The organism is Nocardiopsis alba (genome assembly GCF_000710955.1).
In the GTDB taxonomy this organism is placed as follows: Bacteria; Actinomycetota; Actinomycetes; order Streptosporangiales; family Streptosporangiaceae; genus Nocardiopsis; species Nocardiopsis alba.
Genome location: NZ_BAZE01000002.1, coordinates 273,755 through 291,342, shown reverse-complemented (window position 1 = coordinate 291,342; position 17,588 = coordinate 273,755). Strand labels below are relative to the sequence as shown.

Genomic DNA, 17,588 nt, shown 5'->3' with positions numbered 1-17,588 from the left:
CGACGAGACAGCGCCGCGTGGGAAAAAAGGGGGGGTGACTACCTAGCGTAGTCGAATTCGCCGCCGGGATATCGGGGCCCGGGGCCGCCCGCCCGGGGCCGATGACGTCGGTCGTACCGGGGCGGGAGGAGAGAGGGGGAGGGGCGCGCGGGTGGCGCCGCCCCTCCCGGGAGAGGACCTACAGGTCGATACCGACGATGTCCTCGGGGCGCACGGGGGCGTGGGTCAGCGGCCGTCCGGTCGCGTCGCGCACCGCCGCCACGATCGCGGGCGTGGACGACAGTGTCGGCGGTTCGCCGGCGCCGCGCAGCCCGTACGGGGAGTGCGGGTCGGGGTGCTCCAGCACGTCGATGCGCATCGGCGGGGTGTCCAGGATGGTCGGGATCAGGTAGTCGGTGAAGGACGGGTTGCGGATCTCGCTGTCCTTGACCTGGATCTCCTCCATCAGGGCCAGACCCAGGCCCTGGGTCGAGCCGCCCTGGATCTGTCCGGCGAGCTGCTGGGGGTGCATCACCTTGCCCACGTCCTGGACCGCGTCCAGGGCCACGACCTTGACCAGGCCCAGCTCCACGTCCACGTCCACGACGGCACGGTGCACGCACATCCCGAACTGGGTGTGCGAGCTGCCCTGACCCAGCTCGGGGTCGATCATCTCGGTGGGACGGTGGTGGTACTCGCGGGTCCGCTCGACCACGGTGCCGTTCTCGGCGGACTCGCCCAGCAGTTCGGCCAGCGACACCAGGACGCCGTCCACGGCGGAGACGACCTTGCCGCCCTCCAACGCCAACTCGACGTCCTCGCGCCCCTGGGGGACGAACCCCTTGCGCCGGGCCAGCTCGAACACCTCCGCGCGCACCGAGGCGCACGCGGTGCGCACCGCGCCACCGGTCATGTACGACTGGCGCGAGGCCGAGGACGAACCGGCCGAACCCACCTGGGTGTCGGAGGGGGCGATGACCACCTTCTCCACACCCAGCTCGGTGCGGGCGATCTGCCCCTTGATGGTCACCAGCCCCTGGCCGACCTCGGCGGCGGCCGTGTGCACCAGGACCACCGGTTCGCCGGCGACGACCTCCAGCCGGACCCGCGCGGTGGAGTAGTCGTCGAACCCCTCCGAGAAGCACAGGTTCTTGAGGCCGAGGCCGTAGCCCACGCCGCGGACGACACCCTCGCCGCGCGTGGTCCCGGCGACGCCGCCCGGCAGGGTGCGCTGGTCGGAGGGGTCCTCCAGTTCGGTGCGCTCCACCGGCATGGGAAGGTCACGGCACCGCTCCAACATCTCCGCCATCGGCAGCGGCATGTCGATCTCCTGGCCGGTGATGATCCGCGACCCCTGCGCCATGGCGTTCTTCAGCCGCAGGTCCACCGGGTGCATGCCCAGCTCCTTCGCGAGCCGGTCCATCTGCGACTCGTAGCCGAAGCAGGCCTGGACCGCGCCGAAGCCGCGCATGGCGCCGCAGGGCGGGTTGGTGGTGTAGACGCCATAGGCGTCCACCAGCACGTTGGGCACCTCGTAGGGCCCGATCCCCAGGGAGGAGGCCACGCCCACCACGGCGGGGGTCGCCGACGCGTAGGCGCCGCCGTCCACGATGATCTCCAACGTGGCGTACAGCAGGGTGCCGTCGGCCTTGGCCCCGTGCTCGTAGCGCATCTTGGCCGGGTGGCGGTGCACGTGTCCGTAGAAGGACTCCTCCCGGTTGTAGACGAACTTGACCGGCTTGCCGGTGCGCAGGGCCAGCATGCACGCGTGGATCTGCATGGACAGGTCCTCGCGGGCGCCGAACGCTCCGCCCACGCCCGCCAGGGTCAGCCGCACCTTCTCCTGGGGCAGCCCCAGGGCCGGGGCGATCTGGCGCTGGTCCACGTGCAACCACTGGGTGGCCACGTACAGGTCCACGCCGCCGTCCTCGGCGGGGATCGCCATCCCCGACTCCGGGCCGAGGAAGGCCTGGTCCTGCATGCCCACCTCGTACTCGGTGGTCACCACGGCGTCGGCCTCGGCGCGCAGCCGCTCCAGGGCCTCCCGGTGCGCCTCCTGGGAGGAGGGGGACTCGGCGAAGGCGCCGGTGCGGATGGGCTGGTAGCGCACCCGGTTGCCGCTCTGGTTGTACTCGGGGTGTTCGGGCAGCTCGCCCTTCTCGTGCACCAGCGGGTACTCGGGGTCCAGTGCCGCCCGTCGGGAGTCGCTCACCGGGGGCAGGACCTCGTAGTCGACCTCGATCCGCTCCAGGGCCCGGCGCGCGGTCTCGGGGTGGTCGGCGGCCACGATCGCCACGGCCTCACCCTTGTAGCGGACCTTGTCGAAGGCCAGGACCGGCTGGTCCTGGTACTCCAGGCCGTACCGCTTCTCCCCGGGGACGTCCTCGTGGGTGAGCACCGCGTACACGCCGGGCAGCCTCAGCGCCTCGGTGACGTCGATGCCGTGGATCCTTGCGTGCGGGTGGGGGCTGCGCAGGGTCGCCCCCCACAGCATGTCCTCCATCCACATGTCGGAGGAGTAGGCGAACTCTCCGGTGACCTTCAAGGTCCCGTCGGGCCGGCGCGGGCTGGCGCCCACCCCGTCCTTGGTGGTGCTGGTCAGGTCCGTGACGGTACGGGTCGTCGTCGCCATCAGCGGTTCACCTCCTGGGTCAGACGCCGGTGCGCCTCGCGGCCGCGGGCGGAGGCCGTCTCGGCGGAGAGGGTGCGCAGTTCACCGCGGTCGACGACGGTGTTCCCGCCGACCATCAGCCGCTCCAGCGGCGGGGTCGGGCCGAACACCATCGCCACCACAGGGTCGTCGATCACGTTGTGGCCGAAGCCGTCCACCCGCCACAGCGCCAGGTCGGCGACCTTGCCCACCGACACCGAGCCCAGCTCGCGGTCGCGGCCCAGCACCTTGGCCCCGCCCAGGGTGGCCATCTCCAGGGAGCGGCGGGCGGACAGCGCCTTGGGCCCCTTGCGGGCGCGGGCCATCAGCAGGGCCTGATGCATCTCGCCGGCCATCGTCGACAGTTCGCTGGAGGCGGGACCGTCCACACCCAGGCCGACCTTGGCGCCGGCCTCCAACAGCTCGGTGACCCGACAGATCCCCGCGCCCAGGCGGGCGTTGGAGGTGGGGCAGTGCGCGACCCCGGTGCCGGTGGCCGCGATCCGGCCGATCGCCTCGTCCGACAGGTGCACGGCGTGCGCGAACCACACGTCCTCGCCCAGCCAGCCGAGCCGTTCGGCGTATTCGACGGGGGTGCAGCCGAACTCGGCCAGGCACTGCTCCTCCTCGTCGAGGGTCTCGGCCAGGTGGGTGTGCAGCCGTACGCCCTTGTCCCGGGCCAGCTCCGCGGCCTGGGTCATCAGCTCGCCCGAGACCGAGAACGGCGAGCAGGGCGCCACCGCGATCCGGGTCATCGAGTCGAAGGAGGGATCGTGGTGGGTGTCGATGGCGGCGGCGGTCCCCGACAGGGCCCCCTCCAGGGTCTCCACCACGCTGTCCGGTGGAAGTCCGCCCTGGCTCTTGCCCCGGTCCATCGAACCGCGCGCCAGGTCCAGCCGGATCCCGACCTCGCGGGCGGCCTCCACCTCGGCGGCCACGATGTCCCCGCGCCCGGACGGGTAGATGTAGTGGTGGTCGGAGGCGGTCGTGCAGCCGGACAGCGCCAGGTGGGCGAGCCCGGCCGACGTCGTCCCCGACACCACCTCGGCGTCGAGTCGGTGCCAGATCTCGTAGGAACCCACCAACCACTCGAAGAGCGTGCCGTCGGCGAACAACCCCTGCGTCGCCCACTGGTAGAGGTGGTGGTGGGTGTTGACCAGACCGGGCGTGACCACGAGGCCCCGACCGTCGATCCGCTCGATCTCGCCCTCCACGGCGGGGGCGGGCCCGGCGCCCACGGCCGCGATACGACCGTCGCGCACCACGACGTGGCCGTTCGCGTACTCGGGTCCGTCCACGGTCACCACGTGGGCGCCCTCGATGACGATCACGTTGCTCATGAGGTGCTCCCGGCCGCGGCGCGGCGTTCGGCGGCCAGGTGGACCGCGTCGATGATCTTCTCGTATCCGGTGCAGCGGCACAGGTTGCCGGCCAGCGCCTCACGGATCTCGGAGTCGTCGGGCGCCGCGCGTCCCGCGCCCACGGTCCGCTCGATCAGGTCGTCGGTCTGCACGAGCAGACCCGGGGTGCAGAACCCGCACTGGACGGCCCCGGCCTCGACGAACGCCTCCTGCACCGTGCTCAGGGTGCGGTCGCCGCCCTTGCCCGGCTCCTCGGCCAGACCCTCGACGGTGCGCACCTCGCGCCCCTCGGCCTGGCCGGCGGCGATCATGCACGAACAGGCGGTCACCCCGTCGAAGTAGACGGTGCACGAACCGCACTCGCCCTGCTCGCAGGCGTTCTTGCTGCCGGGCAGCCCCAGCCGCTCGCGCAGCACGTACAGCAGGCTCTCGCCAGGCCAGACGTTGTCGGCGGTGACGTCCTCGCCGTTGACGTTGAAACTCACGCGCATCGCGTGGATCCCTTCCGGTAGTCGGTGACGGACCAGCTCAGCGCACGACGCGCCATGACGGCCAACGTGTGCCTGCGGTACGCGGCGCTGCCGCGCTGGTCGTCGATGGGACGGGCGGCGGCGGCCACCAGCTCGCCGAACCTGGTGACGACGGCCTCGGAGAGGGGCCGCCCGTCCTCCCAGTCGAACTCGGCCTCCAGGAACTCCTCGGCGGCCTCGGCGCGGAACGGCGTCGGACCGGCCGAGCCCACACCCGTGCCGACCCTGCGGTTCTCGGTGTCCAGGGCCAAGGAGAAGTTGGCCACCGCGATCACCATCGCGTTACGGGTGCCGATCTTGGCGAACTGCTGCGGGCCGGTGGGCGCGGGCAGCAGGATCGCGGTGATCAGCTCGTCCGCGCGCAGCGCCGTCTCGCGGAACGACAGATAGAAGTCGCGCGCCCGGACCCTGCGGGTGCCGCGCACCGACGCGAGCTCGATCTCGGCGTCGGTGGCCAGCAGGGGCGGGTGGCACTCACCGGCGGGGGAGGCCCCGCCCAGGTTGCCGCCGACGGTGCCGCGGTTGCGGATCTGGGGGGAGGCCACCGACCGTGAGGCCTTGGCCAACGCGGGGGCGCGCCCCGACAGGTGCTCGATGATCCTGGTGTAGGGGACACCGGCGCCCAGTCGGGTGCGGTCGCCGTCCACGCCCCACTCCGCCAGTTCCGGTACCCGGGTCAGATCGATCAACGCCGAGGGGCGGCGCTTGTCGAAGTTCAACTCCACCATCACGTCGGTGCCGCCCATGATGGGCACTCCATCGGGGTGGGCGCTCCTGGCCTCTAGGGCCTCCACCAGTGTGGATGGCCTCAGGAATTCCATGCTCGTCCTCGTCCTGCGCAGTGGTCCGGTCGCGGTCACGTCGACGCGACCTCTCGTGAAATCCGGCGATCCGTTCGAATAGCGGGCGATCTTGTGAAGTACACCACTCAGGGTCGACGATCACCATCCGGTGATGACATGAAGTGATCCCGGAACGAACGGCGGCCTTTGGTCGTTTCCTCCAAGTGGTGACGATGAGAGCATCGTGTGACCGTTACTCCGCTGTTCACCACCCCCATCGTGGGACACACTGTGTCCCGACACGTAGGCATCGCCGGTGGGACACGCCCACCCGAACGTGAAGGAAGTCCATGCAGATCAGTGAACTCCTCGCCGTCAAGGGACTGCGCCTGCGGTTTTTGTCGGGAGAGGAGCACGCCCGCCGTGACATCCGGTGGGCCTACACCACTGACCTGCTCGAACCCGCGCGCTACCTCCGCGGCGGGGAGCTCGTGCTGACCGGCATGATGTGGTATACCCGACCGGAGGACTCCGAGACCTTCGTCTCCTCGATCGTCTCCGCCGGCTCGCTGGCCGTGGGCGCCGGTCGGGCGCTGGGCGAGATCCCCCCGGACCTGATCGAGGCCTGCCGCGCCCACGACATCCCGCTCATCGAGATCCCCACCGAGACCTCCTTCGGCGCGGTCACCGAGGAGGTGCTGCGCTCCCTCACCCAGCGCCGCTTCACCACCATCGCCGAGACCCGCGACCGGCACCGTCGTCTCATGGCCGAGGTCGCCTCCGGCGCCGACTTCCCGAGCGCCTTCTCCTCGGCGGCCACCCAGGCCGGTCTCGAGGCCTGGGTGATCTCCTCCGGCGGCCGGCACATCGCCTCCTCCAGTGGGCCCCTCCCCGTCGAGGACCGCGAACGGTTGGCCGCCCAGGCGCTCACCTGGTCCGCCTTCCCGCGCACCCTGCGCTTCCCCGACGAGGGCGAGAACGGGCGCGCGATCACCGTCCTGCCGGTGCGGGCCAGGGAGACGCACTCGCTGGCCGGCTGGTGGATGGTGGTCGCCGGAGACCACCGGGACTGGAGCGAGGAGGAGCACGAGACGGTCGCCGAACTCGTCTCCATCGGGGTCCTGGCCCGCAGCCGGGCCGAGGAGCGGGCCCTGACCACCGCCCGGCATCTGGAGGGTCTGCCCCGTCTGCTCGCCGCCCAGCGCTTCGACGAGGTCGCCGAGCTGATGCGCGGGGCCGAGGGCGGCTCCGTGCCCGAGGACCGCGCGCACGTGGTGGTCAGCGCCGTCATGCTGCCCGACCCCAGGGTCCCCGATCTGTCCCGCCGGGTGCTGGCCGAGCTGGTCGCCGACCACCCCGCCGCGGTGGTCACCGGCGACAACGACGCCTTGGCGATCATCCCCGTGGAGGGCGGAGACCACGACATCCGGCGACGGGGCGAGGAGATCCGCAACGAGCTGGTCCACCGCGCCCACGTCCTGGACGCCGGCCTGCTCGACTACCGGCTGGTCGTCGGGTTGAGTTCGGCGGCGCGCGGCATCACCGAACTGCGCGGCGCGGCGGTGGAGGCCCGGCACGCCCGTCGGCTGGCCGAGCTGCGCGGCGGACGCTCCCGTGTCATCGCCGGGGCCGAGATCGACTCCCACGAACTGCTGTTGGCCTCGGTCCCCGAGGAGGTGCAGACCTCCTACCGGGAACGTCTCCTGGGCCCGCTGATCGCCTACGACCGGGACCACCGTTCGGACCTGGTCGAGACCCTGGAACGGTTCCTGGCCCACTCGGGTTCCTGGCAGCGCTGCGCCGCCGCGATGCACGTGCACGTCAACACCCTGCGCTACCGCATCGGCAGGGTGGAGGAGCTCACCGGACGTGACCTGAGCAGTCTCGAACACCGCGTCGATCTGTTCCTGGCCCTCAAACTCCGGGACTGAGCCGCTTTCGTCCGAGGGGGCCGCTAGGGTCCGGTGCGTGAGCACCGATCCTCTCGCCACAGCCGAGACCACCGACGCCGACCTGTCCGACCTCGATCTGCGCGAGGCCCTGTCCCGTGACCCGGGACGGCCCCGTGTCCTGACCCGCTGCGACCTGAGCGGGGCCGATCTGCGCGACGCCGCCCTGGTGGACGCCCGTCTGATCGACTGCCGGTTGGACGGGGCGCGCCTGGACCGAGCCGAACTGGAGGGCGCGGTGTTCACCGGCGGCAGCGCCTCCGGGGCCTCCTTCGCGCACTCCGAGTGCACCGACACCCGCTTCGAGCGGATGGACCTGGCCAACACCCGCTGGCAGGGCGCCCTGCTCACCGACACCGTCTTCTCCGGCTGCCGGATGACCGGCGCGGGCCTCACCTCGCTGCGGGGGATCGGCTATAGCTTCTCTCAGTGCAACCTGATGCTGGCGCGCTGCAAGGGGCTGGTCCTGCGCGGTCGGACCCTGGAGGGGCTGCGCATGGACGAGGCCGACCTGGCCTCCGCCGACCTGCGGGAGACGGTATGGGTGGAGTCGCGGCTGCGCGGCGCCAACCTGATCAACGCCCGGTTCACCGGCGCCGACCTGCGCGGCGCCGATCTGGGCGAGCTGCCCCTGGACCAGGCGGGCCACCTGCGCGGGGCCACCATCTCCCCGACGCAGTCGGGCATGATCCTGGCCTCGCTCGGCATCACCGTCGCCGAGTGAACGACGAGGGCGCGGGGGAGGAGCCCCCGCGCCCTCGTGCGCACGACACGTCCGCGCCGCCGTTACGGCGTTTCGATCAGTGGACCGGTTCCGGCTCCTCCTCGACCACCGGGGCGGCCTCCGAACCCCCGGCGACGGCGGGGTCGGAACGCAGGTCGCGCCAGAAGGCCACGACCACGCCCACGATGACGACCAGGAACGGCGCCGAGGCGACGATGACCGTCTGTTGGAGGGCGGCCAGACCGCCGGAGAGCAGCAGGATCACCGCCAGGACCCCGGTCATCGCACCCCACAGGAGCAGGATCGGGGTGCGCGGCTTGACGGCGCCGTGCGTGGTGATCATGCCGAGCACGTACGTGTTGGCGTCGGCGCCCGAGACGAAGAACAGCACCGCCAGGACGACCACCAGAGCGGTGGTCACCGTCGGCAGCGGGAACTCCGCGAGGGTCGCGAAGAAGGCGCTGTTGATGTCGGCCGCGGTGGCTCCGGCGATATCGGTGCCGTGGTTCATGTCGAGGTCGATGGCGGCGCCGCCGAAGACCGCGAACCAGGTGAAGAACGCCGCGCTGGGCATGACCAGGACGACCAGCACGAACTGGCGGATGGTGCGGCCTCGGGAGATGCGGGCCAGGAAGATCCCGACGAACGCGCCCCAGGAGACCCACCAGGCCATCATGAAGTAGGTCCAGCCCTGCATCCAGCCGATGTCCCCGAACGCCGGACCGCGCAGACTCATCACGAGGAAGTCGTTCGCGTACAGGCCCACCGACTCCAGGAAGAGCGAGACCAGGAACGAGGTCGGCCCCAGGAGGAGGACGAACAGGAACAGCACCGAGGCGATGGAGAGGTTGACCTCGCTGGTGTAGCGGATGCCGCGCTTGATGCCGGAGGCCGCGGACAGGCTGAACAGGACCGTCACCGCGACGACGATCACGACCTGGGTCGTGGTGCCGGTCGAGGTCCCCAGGAGGCGGTTCAGCCCGTTGTCGATCTGGAGCGCGCCCAGACCCAGGGAGGTCGTGGTGCCGAACAGGGTCGCGAAGACCGTGAAGACGTCGATGGCCTTGCCCGCCGGGCCGTCGGCGTGACGGCCCAGGAGCGGCCGGAAGAGGGCGCTGACCAGGCCGGGGCGCTTCTTACGGTGCATCGAGTAGCCGATGGCCAGGCCGAAGACGGCGAAGATCGCCCAGGCGTGCAGGCCCCAGTCGTAGAACGAGTACTGCATGGCCACCACGGCGGCCTGCGGTGTGCCCGGTTCGGCGAGGCCGTGGGGCGGTTCCCACATGTGGGAGACGGGTTCGGCGATGCCGTAGGAGACCAGGCCGATGCCCATGACCGCGCACAGGATCATCGCGATCCAGGTGTGGGTGGCGAACTCCGGACGGTCGTCGTCGGAGCCCAGACGGATCCGCCCGAAGCGACTGAAGGCGAGGAAGAGCAGGAAGGCCAGCAGGATCAGCGGCAGCAGCAGGTAGGCCCACCCGAAACCGCGGGTGATGTGGTCCAGTGCGACGCTCATCACCGACATCTGGTGGGTGGGGGCGATCACACCCCAGGCCACGAAGACGAGGGAGATCGCCAGGGAGGTCCAGAAGACGCTCCCGAGACCCTTCCCGGACCGGGTGGCGTTCCCGGTTCGGGCGGAGGCGTTCATCCGAACCACCGTCGACGGTGGTCGGGTCCGGCCGGAGGAGGACGTAGGTACAGGGTTTCTTGCATGGCAGGCGAGCTTAGTTTCCCGTTCGGGCACCGTCAAAATAAGACTCTGTGGGAGAAATCCCAGGCGAAAGGGGTTGTGTCGCTCCGGGTTTCGTGTTGTTTGACGTTAGAAAGCCGACTTTCCTATGTTCTGTGCCATGCAAGAGAGTGAGGAGGTGGGCGTGCGCAAGCCCGCCGAGTTCCCCCTGGGCACCCAGGAGCGCGTCGTCGAGCAGCTGCGTCGGGCGATCACCGGCGGTCTCCACGTTCCGGGCGACGCCCTGTCGGAGGTGGCCCTGGCCGAGGCCTACGGAGCCAGCCGCACCCCCGTCCGTGAGGCCCTCAAGCAGCTCCAGGTCGATGGGCTGGTGGAGATTCGACCGAGGGTGGGCACCTTCGTGCGAGGGCTCTCCCGGCGCGAGGTCGTCGAGCTGTTCCAGATCAAGGAGGTGCTGGAGGGCTTGGGCGCGCGCCTGCTCGCCGGGCGGGGGAGGGTCGTCGAGGTCGACCGGCTGGAGGAGAACCTCTCGCGCGCCCGCCGGGCCCTGGCCGAGGGGGACCTGGACACCTGCGCGCGGCTGACCCACGAGTTCCACGACCTGGTGGTGCTCGGCGCGGACAACACGAGCCTGGTCCACCGGCATCGACGGCTGACCGACCAGCTGGCCTACCACCGTCTGGCGGCCGGCCCCTCACGACGCCCGAGGGCGTTCGAGAGCGCTTTGGACGAGCACCGGATCGTGCTCGACCGCGTCATCGACAAGGACGGCTTCGGTGCGGAGGCGGCGATGCGCCATCACGCGCGCGCCGGAGAGCAGGCGGTGATGGCGGCCGACCCCTGGGGCGAGGACCTTCGGGAGGCGTGAGCGGGCGGGGCCGGCGGTGATCCGTCCCGGATCGCTTCTAGGCGGGGCCGGAGCACTTCCGACCCCGCGTGTCATCCCGTCTCAGCGGCGCGGTCGTCGTCGCGGTCCGCGCGAGGAGGGGGCACGGCGTGGCGCGCGGGGCGCCGCGGTGGGCACCGAGACCGGCACCCCCGAGGGCTCACGGGCCCCGGTCACCCTGGTCAGTTCCGGATCCTCGGCGTTCACCCGCACGGTATGCGGCTCGATCCGGGCCCGGCTCATCAACCGGGTCATGTCCCGTCGCTGGTTCTGTAGTACGAGCGTGACCACGCTGCCGGACTCTCCCGCCCTGGCCGTGCGTCCGCCCCGGTGCAGGTAGTCCTTGTGGTCGGTGGGCGGGTCGATGTTGACGACCAGGTCCAATCCGTCCACGTGGATGCCGCGGGCCGCCACGTTGGTGGCGATCAGGGCCGTGACGTCCCCTCGCTTGAACTGGTCGAGGGTGCGGTTCCGTTGCGGCTGACTCCGGCCACCGTGCAAAGGCGCGGCGAGGACCCCGTTGGCCAGCAGGTGATCGGCCATACGGTCCACGGCGCGCTTGGTGTCGAGGAACATGATCACCCGACCGTCACGGGCCGCGATCCGGGTGGCGATGTCCTGCTTGTCCATGAGCGACACGTGCATGACGTGGTGCTCCATGGTGGAGACCGCGCCCTCGGAGGCGTCGACCGAGTGGACCACCGGGTCGTTCAGGAAACGACGGACCAGCGTGTCGACGTTACGATCCAGGGTCGCCGAGAACAGCATGCGCCGACCGTCGGCCGGGACCTCTTGGAGGATCGCGGTGACCTGGGGCATGAACCCCATGTCGGTCATCTGGTCGGCCTCGTCCAGGACCGCCGACTCCACCCGGTCCAGGACGCAGTCGCCCCGCTCCATCAGGTCGCGCAGACGCCCGGGGGTGGCCACGACCAGGTGGACACCTCGCTGAAGGGCGCGGGCCTGACGGTGGATGGGCATACCGCCGACGACGGTGACCGTGCGCGCACCCACCGAACGGGCGTAGGGCTCCAGCGAATCCGCGACCTGTCCGGCCAGTTCACGGGTGGGCGCGAGCACCACGGCCAAGGGACGGCGGGGTTCGACGGCACGCCCTTCGAGCCGGGCGAGCAGGGCCAGGCCGAAGGCCAGGGTCTTACCCGAACCGGTCCGACTGCGGCCGAGCACGTCGCGCCCGGCCAGGGAGTTGGGCAGGGTCGCCGCCTGGATCTCGGACGGGACGGTCAGGCCCTGGCGGGCCAGGGTCCGCTTCAGCGGCGCGGGCATGTCCAGCGCCTCGAAGGAGGTCACCGGTGGGAGCGCGGGGGTGACGGTGACCGGAAGAGCGAACTCTCCGAAGGCGTTGCCCCCGGCCCGGGAGCGCCCGTCGAAGCGAGGACGCCGACCGCCCTGAGGACGTTGCCGGCCGTACCCCTGGGAGTGACGACCGCGGCTTGTGCCGGTGCGGGAGGGATGACTCATATATGGCCTTTCGCCGGCGGTGTTCGCCGGGGGGCCTTCTGGCCTCGCAGGGGGAACCGGGTACGCCGGATGAATTGATCGGATGACCGCGCCGGGGTGAAGAATTCCGGGGCGCGATGACCGTCGATGCCGGTCGGAGAATCACGGCTGAGAAATCGACGGAAAAGAGAAAGCGGTGGGGTGCGACGCCCGGAGGGCGGACCCCACCGCTGGAGGAGCCGGGGCTCCCTAGATCAGGGTGATGTTCTCGGCCTGGGGGCCCTTGGGCCCGGCGACGGCGTCGAACTGCACGGCCTGGCCGTCGGCCAGCTCGCGGTAGCCGGTGGCCTGGATGTTCGAGTAGTGGGCGAAGACATCGGGGCCGCCGCCGTCCTGCTCGATGAAGCCGAAGCCCTTGTCCGCGTTGAACCACTTGACCTTGCCGGTCGCCATAGGGGCGCCTCTCGTTCGGAGCATGAAGAAAACCGCGGATGACGATTTTCCGTCACCGCGGTGATCGCCGAAGAGTTGAAAATCCATCGGGCCACTACTGCAACTTCTCGAAATCTATCACAGGAAAAATTTCCTGTCTCGTTATTTCGGTGTGTCGAAGTGCACTGGCGCGTGTGGTATCGAAACAGGGAAGAGTGTGCCGTGCCCGAAGAATTTCCTCGTTCTCGGGGGCTCGACGCGGGAGTCGGAGAAGCGCGGTCGAGGGGCGGTGCGAGCCCCCGTTCCGGAGCCCTTCTAGGCGGGGCCGTCGACCGTGTCGCCGCGCATGGCTGAGTAGACGCGCTCGGCGTAGTCGTCCAGCGTCTCCGAGCAGACGCGCAGTCGCTCGGCGGCGGTCCGGGCCTCGGGCAGGGCGAGGACGTCGCGCCGCTTCAGGTCGCGGAACCAGCGGCGCAGCCGGTCCAGGCTCTGCTCCTCCTCTTCGAGTTCGGCGAAGGTGAACTTCTCCTTGCCGATCTCCTTGGCGATCTCGTCCTCGAACTCGCCGCAGTCGGCCAGGAACTCGCGCCACTCGTCGACGCGCGCCTCGGTGAAGGCGTCCACCAGGAACGCGCGGGCCGCGGTGTCGCGCGGTTCGACGTCGTAGACCAGGACCCGGCCCTCGCCGGCCGCGGCCAGTTCGGCGGCGCGGTCCACGGCCTCACGGAAGGCCTCCGTCGCCGGCAGCGCCCAGGTGCCCTGGGACACGGGCACGGCGCCGGCGCGCCGTAGCTCACGCCAGACCGCGACCCGGTGTCGGGAGGGTCTGGCCGGTACCTGTACCACCGCGAGGGCCCACGGCATCGCATCGTCCGTCACGGGATCGACCGTAACACCGGATATCGGGGCGGTGGCCGGGGCATGCCCTCGGCCGGGGGCGCCTCTTCGGTAAGGGGAGCGGCCACCGAACGAGCGGCGTGGAGTAACAGGTGTTACATTCGTAGTCGTGACATATTCTTCGTCGGCGCGTTCGGTCGCGCCCCTGTACCTCGCCGGCTTCACCACCGCCTTCGGCGCCCACGGCGTCGCCGGGGTCCTCGGGGTGGAGAGCGCCGACCTGGGCCTGTCGCTGCTCAAGCTCGGGCTGGTCCTGGCCCTGTACGACGTGGCCGAGGTGATCCTCAAACCGATCTTCGGGGCGCTCAGCGACCGGATCGGGGCCCGGCCCGTCATCGTCGGCGGACTGGCGGCCTTCTCCGCGGCCTCCCTGCTCGCCCTCCTCGCGCCGACCCCGCTCGTGCTGGCCCTCGCCCGCCTGGGCCAGGGCGCGGCGGCCTCCGCCTTCTCACCGGCCTCCTCGGCCGCCGTCGCGCGGCTGGCCGGCAAGGAACGCCTGGGACGTTCCTTCGGCCGCTACGGCGCCTGGAAGAGCCTCGGCTACGTCCTGGGTCCGATCATCGGAGTGGGGCTGGCCTACGTGTGGGGCATCGAGGCCCTCTACCTGGCGCTGGCGCTCCTGGCCGCCGTCGCCGCGGTCTGGGTCCTGGCCTCCGTCCCCGCACTGCCGGTCGTGCCCCGCCCCCGGTACACCGTCGCCGACCTGGTCCGGCAGACCACCGAACGCGGTTTCCTGGTACCCACCCTGCTGCTCGCCACCACCACCGCGATCCTCGGCGTCGCCGTCGGCTTCCTTCCCCTGCTGGCCACCCGGTTCGGTCTGAACCCGATGGTCGGGGCCGGCGCCGTCGCGCTGCTCGCGCTCGTCTCGACCCTCCTCCAGCCGCTCATCGGACGGATGCGCGACGAACGCCGGATCACCACCCGGGCCGGCGGTCCGGCCGGTCTCGCCCTCGCCGCCGCCGGACTGATCCTCCTCGCCCTGTTCCCCAACGCCGTCACGCTGTTCGTCTGCGCCGTGACCATAGGCCTCATGCTCGGCGTGGTCACCCCGCTGGCCTTCGCCCACCTGGCCGACGTCACCCCCGAGGAACGGATGGGCCGCACGATGGGCAACGCCGAACTCGGTCGGGAGATCGGCGACGCCGGTGGCCCACTGGTCGTCGGGGCGATCGCCACCGTCGCGTCCCTGCCGGTGGCCCTGATGTCCCTGGCCGCCGCGGGCCTGGCCTCCGGGGTCCTCAGTCGGTTCGCGCTCCAGGAGGAATCGGCACGGACCCCGAGCCCGGCGGACGACTGAGGGGGCGGTGCCCGAGACCCCGCTCCTCGGGCACCACCCCTTACTCATGGCCTACGCCTCCCACACCCCCGAGGTGGCGGCGTTCCTGGAGGTCATGAGTCGTCCCCGTCCCGTCGGAAGGTCCGGGCGACGTACTCGGAGAAGTCGCGGGGACCGCGCCCCAGCGCCTCCCGGACACCGGGGGAGATCCGGGCCTCCCGGCCGCGCCGGATGGCCGAGAGCGCCACGACCATCTCGCGGGCGCCGGCCTCGGACCAGCCCTCCTTCGTGAGCCCCTCGACGTACTCCTCCACCGACACCGGCTCGTAGCGCACCTCGCGGCCCAGGGCCGCGGAGATCTCACCGACCGCCTCGGCCAGGGTCGAGGCCCGGGGGCCTCCCAGCTCGTAGGTCCGTCCGTGGTGCCCCGCCCCGGTCAGGGCGGCCACGGCCACGTCGGCGATGTCCTCGGCGTCGATCCAGGTGACCGCGCCCTCCGCGGTGGGCAACCGCAGCACACCGGAGTGGAACCCGTCCGCCAGCAGACCCTCGTCGAAGTTCTGCGCGAACCAGCCCGGCCGCAGGATCGTCCACTTCGTTCCGCCGGCCTTCACCGCCTCCTCCGCCCTCAGGTGCGAGGGGGTCTCCGTCACGTCCTCGAAGTAGTCGGGCTCGTCGATCCCCCGGGCCGACAGCAGGACGATCCGTTCCACGCCCAGCGCCTTCACGCGCTCGACGAACTCCGGCACCCGGGGGTCCTCGTCGTTCTGGACCAGGTACACCGCCCCGGCGCCCTCCAGTACCCGGTCCCAGGTCGTGGGATCGCTCCAATCGAAGCGCCATTCGGAGGAGCGCGAGGCCGCCCGCACCTCGTGTCCACGTGCGCGCAGTCCGGCGACCACGCGGCTTCCCGTCATTCCCGTCGCGGCGGTCACCAGGATCGGACGCTGTTCCTTGTTCTGTGTCATGGAACAGAGTCAATCGTCTCCGATTGAGACGATCCATGGTTCATGAGCTCAAGACGATATTCGATCGTCTACGATCGAGGGATGGACGTACTCTCCGACCTCCTGGACGGGGTCCGTGCCCGAGGGGCCCTGTTCAGTAAATCGATCATGAACCCGCCCTGGGGGGTCCGCTTCTCCCACGACTCACCGCTGACCCTGGTCACCATGGTGCGCGGACGGGCCTGGATCGTCCCCGAGGAGGGCACGCCCCTCGAACTGGCCACCGGCGACACCGCCATCCTGCGCTCGCCCGGTCCCCACACCATCGCCCACCCCGCCGACGCCCCCACCAGCTGCGTCGTCCTGGACGGGAACCGGTGCCTGGGCCCGGACGGCGAGCCCCTGACCGAGGAGGCCGACCTGGGGATGCGCACCTACGGAACCTCCACGGACGCCCCCGACCTCCTCCTCAGCGGCTCCTATGAGGTGACCGGGGACCTCAACCGGCGCCTGCTCTCGGCCCTGCCCCCGGTCCTGGCGGTCCCCGCCGACCACTGCCACGACGGCCTTGGCGCACTCATCCAGGAGGAGATCGACTGCGCGGCCCCCGGCCAACAACTGGTCCTGGACCGCCTCCTGGATCTGGCCCTGATCACCAGGCTGCGCGCCTGGTTCACCTCACCCGGCGTCCGTCCGCCCGCCTGGTACACGGCCATGGCCGATCCGATCGTGGGCCGGGCCCTGCGCCTGATGCACAACCGGCCCGCCCACCCCTGGACCGTGGCCTCCCTGGCCGACCACTGCGGGGTCTCGCGCGCCTCTCTGGCCCGCCACTTCACCGCCCTGGTCGGCACCCCGCCGATGACCTATCTGGCGGAGTGGCGGGTCGACCTGGCCGCGGAACGACTGCGAGGCACCGACGAGACCGTGGACGCCATCGCACGAGGGGTCGGTTACTCCACCGCCTTCGCGCTCAGCGCCGCCTTCAAACGCGTACGCGGGGTGACCCCCACCGAACACCGTCGAAGCCCGCTCCCGACCGCCGGACGGGTCGCCTAACGACTTTCCAGGGCGCTTTCGACGGCGGCGTACCTTCGGGGGATCCGGTGCCGCCCCTCGTCCATCCACAGACAGTCCTGGAGCATCCGCACCCGGGTCCAGGCGCGGGCACGGTCACGATCCAGGCCGGCGGCCGCCGTGAGGACGTCGAACCGGCGCCGCACCGCGCCGACCGGATCGCCGCTCCTCTCGGCCTCCTCCCATCGGTTGCGCAGCGCGGGCAGGAGATCGAAGCAGGGGTCGCCGGCCAGCGGCTTGGGGTCGATGGCCAACCACGCGCCCCGACGGGGATCCTCCTCGCCCGGGCGAGGGGACAGCACGTTGTCGTAGTGCAGGTCCCAGTGGATCAGACGGTCACCGGCCTCGTCGGCCAGTTCGTCGGCGAGGGTGATCCACGCCGCGAACGTCGGGCGTCCCTCGGGTTCGATCTCCCTCAGCCGCCGGCGCCCCTGGACGACGATGTCGCGTGTGACCTCCCCCAGATCGCGCAGCCCCGGGGGAGCCGGATGGGCGGAGAGCCTCGCCAGCAGGGCACCGATCTCCTCCAACGCCGACTCCAGCGGGAGGCCGTCGAGATCGCGCCCGGAATCCAGGGCCTCCAACAGCAGCGACCCGTCCTCGGGATCGTGGTCCAGCAGCCGGACCGCGCCGTCGCCGTCCCACGCCCGCAGCGCGATCGGTTCACCCGCCGTCTCCTCGTCGAGCGGCTGGAGCTTGAGCACGGCGTCGGTGCCGTCGGGACGGCGGACCGGAAGGACCAGCGCGATGGCGCCGTGCATGGGGGCTCCGGTCACGGTCAGCTCCCACCGGTCGATCCGGCGGGCCGCCAGCAGGGGGAGCGAACGTACCCAGTCCGCCCCGAAGAACCCGGTGAGGCTCTCCACCAGGTCGTCGGGCACGGTGACGGGGCGGGGGGTGATCTCGTCCAAGAGGTCTTCCTCGTGGTGGATGCGCGG

The 17,588-nt window shown here is 70.9% G+C and carries 15 protein-coding genes; 5 read left to right on the top strand and 10 right to left on the bottom strand.

Annotated elements, in window-relative coordinates:
- Positions 1–178: 178 nt before the first annotated feature.
- The 4 genes from TR33_RS04765 to TR33_RS04750 are packed head-to-tail and all read right to left on the bottom strand — an operon-like array spanning position 179 to position 5,341.
- Positions 179–2,611 carry a xanthine dehydrogenase family protein molybdopterin-binding subunit gene (locus TR33_RS04765; RefSeq protein WP_017534783.1) on the bottom strand — a complete coding sequence of 811 codons (2,433 nt, stop codon included), beginning with the start codon at positions 2,609–2,611 and terminating at the stop codon, positions 179–181.
- A complete protein-coding gene (locus tag TR33_RS04760; protein ID WP_042281689.1) occupies positions 2,611–3,969 on the bottom strand; it encodes an 8-oxoguanine deaminase in 1,359 nt (452 codons plus the stop codon). The genes TR33_RS04765 and TR33_RS04760 overlap by 1 nt, the downstream gene beginning before the upstream one ends.
- Positions 3,966–4,481, bottom strand: coding sequence for a (2Fe-2S)-binding protein (locus TR33_RS04755; protein WP_014908753.1), 516 nt, complete (start codon positions 4,479–4,481; stop codon positions 3,966–3,968). Before TR33_RS04755 ends, TR33_RS04760 begins: the two co-directional genes overlap by 4 nt.
- Positions 4,472–5,341 carry an FAD binding domain-containing protein gene (locus TR33_RS04750; RefSeq protein ID WP_026125040.1) on the bottom strand — a complete coding sequence of 290 codons (870 nt, stop codon included), beginning with the start codon at positions 5,339–5,341 and terminating at the stop codon, positions 4,472–4,474. The genes TR33_RS04755 and TR33_RS04750 overlap by 10 nt, the downstream gene beginning before the upstream one ends.
- Positions 5,342–5,652: 311 nt before the next feature.
- On the opposite strand from TR33_RS04750, the gene TR33_RS04745 reads away from it, so the two are divergent.
- Positions 5,653–7,233 carry a PucR family transcriptional regulator gene (locus TR33_RS04745; RefSeq protein WP_042281686.1) on the top strand — a complete coding sequence of 527 codons (1,581 nt, stop codon included), beginning with the start codon at positions 5,653–5,655 and terminating at the stop codon, positions 7,231–7,233.
- 37 nt (positions 7,234–7,270) lie between these two features.
- Positions 7,271–7,975, top strand: a complete 705-nt coding sequence (locus TR33_RS04740; RefSeq protein ID WP_014909740.1) for a pentapeptide repeat-containing protein — start codon at positions 7,271–7,273, stop codon at positions 7,973–7,975.
- A 76-nt stretch (positions 7,976–8,051) separates the two neighbouring features.
- Here TR33_RS04740 and TR33_RS04735 read toward each other — a convergent pair whose 3' ends face one another.
- Positions 8,052–9,629 carry a BCCT family transporter gene (locus tag TR33_RS04735; protein ID WP_042281684.1) on the bottom strand — a complete coding sequence of 526 codons (1,578 nt, stop codon included), beginning with the start codon at positions 9,627–9,629 and terminating at the stop codon, positions 8,052–8,054.
- Positions 9,630–9,831: 202 nt separating this feature from the next.
- Here TR33_RS04735 and TR33_RS04730 point away from each other — a divergent pair, with 202 nt between their 5' ends.
- On the top strand, positions 9,832–10,539 hold the full coding sequence (locus tag TR33_RS04730) for a GntR family transcriptional regulator (RefSeq protein WP_234305753.1): 708 nt from the start codon (positions 9,832–9,834) through the stop codon (positions 10,537–10,539).
- Between the two features lie 81 nt (positions 10,540–10,620).
- Here the strand turns inward: TR33_RS04730 and TR33_RS04725 are convergent, their stop codons facing one another.
- The 3 genes from TR33_RS04725 to TR33_RS04715 all read right to left on the bottom strand — a co-directional run bounded on the left by TR33_RS04725 (position 10,621) and on the right by TR33_RS04715 (position 13,329).
- Positions 10,621–12,039: a DEAD/DEAH box helicase gene (locus TR33_RS04725; protein WP_014912658.1), complete on the bottom strand. Its 1,419-nt coding sequence runs from the start codon at positions 12,037–12,039 to the stop codon at positions 10,621–10,623.
- A gap of 228 nt (positions 12,040–12,267) precedes the next feature.
- Positions 12,268–12,471: a cold-shock protein gene (locus TR33_RS04720; RefSeq protein WP_014913247.1), complete on the bottom strand. Its 204-nt coding sequence runs from the start codon at positions 12,469–12,471 to the stop codon at positions 12,268–12,270.
- A gap of 294 nt (positions 12,472–12,765) precedes the next feature.
- Positions 12,766–13,329, bottom strand: coding sequence for a Chromate resistance protein ChrB (locus TR33_RS04715; protein WP_026125041.1), 564 nt, complete (start codon positions 13,327–13,329; stop codon positions 12,766–12,768).
- Positions 13,330–13,456: 127 nt separating this feature from the next.
- On the opposite strand from TR33_RS04715, the gene TR33_RS04710 reads away from it, so the two are divergent.
- On the top strand, positions 13,457–14,647 hold the full coding sequence (locus tag TR33_RS04710) for an MFS transporter (protein WP_042281682.1): 1,191 nt from the start codon (positions 13,457–13,459) through the stop codon (positions 14,645–14,647).
- A gap of 92 nt (positions 14,648–14,739) precedes the next feature.
- On the opposite strand, the gene TR33_RS04705 is transcribed toward TR33_RS04710, so the two are convergent.
- Positions 14,740–15,594 carry an NAD(P)H-binding protein gene (locus tag TR33_RS04705; protein WP_042281680.1) on the bottom strand — a complete coding sequence of 285 codons (855 nt, stop codon included), beginning with the start codon at positions 15,592–15,594 and terminating at the stop codon, positions 14,740–14,742.
- A gap of 81 nt (positions 15,595–15,675) precedes the next feature.
- Here TR33_RS04705 and TR33_RS04700 point away from each other — a divergent pair, with 81 nt between their 5' ends.
- On the top strand, positions 15,676–16,632 hold the full coding sequence (locus tag TR33_RS04700) for an AraC family transcriptional regulator (protein ID WP_042281679.1): 957 nt from the start codon (positions 15,676–15,678) through the stop codon (positions 16,630–16,632).
- Here TR33_RS04700 and TR33_RS04695 read toward each other — a convergent pair.
- Positions 16,629–17,561, bottom strand: coding sequence for an aminoglycoside phosphotransferase family protein (locus TR33_RS04695; protein ID WP_042281677.1), 933 nt, complete (start codon positions 17,559–17,561; stop codon positions 16,629–16,631). The two genes, TR33_RS04700 and TR33_RS04695, sit on opposite strands and share 4 nt — an antisense overlap.
- Positions 17,562–17,588: the final 27 nt, after the last annotated feature.

Bases quoted from the DNA above. Each gene is read 5' to 3' on its own strand.
- TR33_RS04735 (WP_042281684.1), bottom strand. From the start codon at position 9,629: ATGAACGCCTCCGCCCGAACCGGGAACGCCACCCGGTCCGGGAAGGGT.
- TR33_RS04765 (WP_017534783.1), bottom strand. From the start codon at position 2,611: ATGGCGACGACGACCCGTACCGTCACGGACCTGACCAGCACCACCAAG.
- TR33_RS04745 (WP_042281686.1), top strand. From the start codon at position 5,653: ATGCAGATCAGTGAACTCCTCGCCGTCAAGGGACTGCGCCTGCGGTTT.
- TR33_RS04725 (WP_014912658.1), bottom strand. From the start codon at position 12,039: ATGAGTCATCCCTCCCGCACCGGCACAAGCCGCGGTCGTCACTCCCAG.
- TR33_RS04705 (WP_042281680.1), bottom strand. From the start codon at position 15,594: ATGACACAGAACAAGGAACAGCGTCCGATCCTGGTGACCGCCGCGACG.
- TR33_RS04755 (WP_014908753.1), bottom strand. From the start codon at position 4,481: ATGCGCGTGAGTTTCAACGTCAACGGCGAGGACGTCACCGCCGACAAC.
- TR33_RS04700 (WP_042281679.1), top strand. From the start codon at position 15,676: ATGGACGTACTCTCCGACCTCCTGGACGGGGTCCGTGCCCGAGGGGCC.
- TR33_RS04760 (WP_042281689.1), bottom strand. From the start codon at position 3,969: ATGAGCAACGTGATCGTCATCGAGGGCGCCCACGTGGTGACCGTGGAC.
- TR33_RS04720 (WP_014913247.1), bottom strand. From the start codon at position 12,471: ATGGCGACCGGCAAGGTCAAGTGGTTCAACGCGGACAAGGGCTTCGGC.
- TR33_RS04730 (WP_234305753.1), top strand. From the start codon at position 9,832: ATGCAAGAGAGTGAGGAGGTGGGCGTGCGCAAGCCCGCCGAGTTCCCC.
- TR33_RS04750 (WP_026125040.1), bottom strand. From the start codon at position 5,341: ATGGAATTCCTGAGGCCATCCACACTGGTGGAGGCCCTAGAGGCCAGG.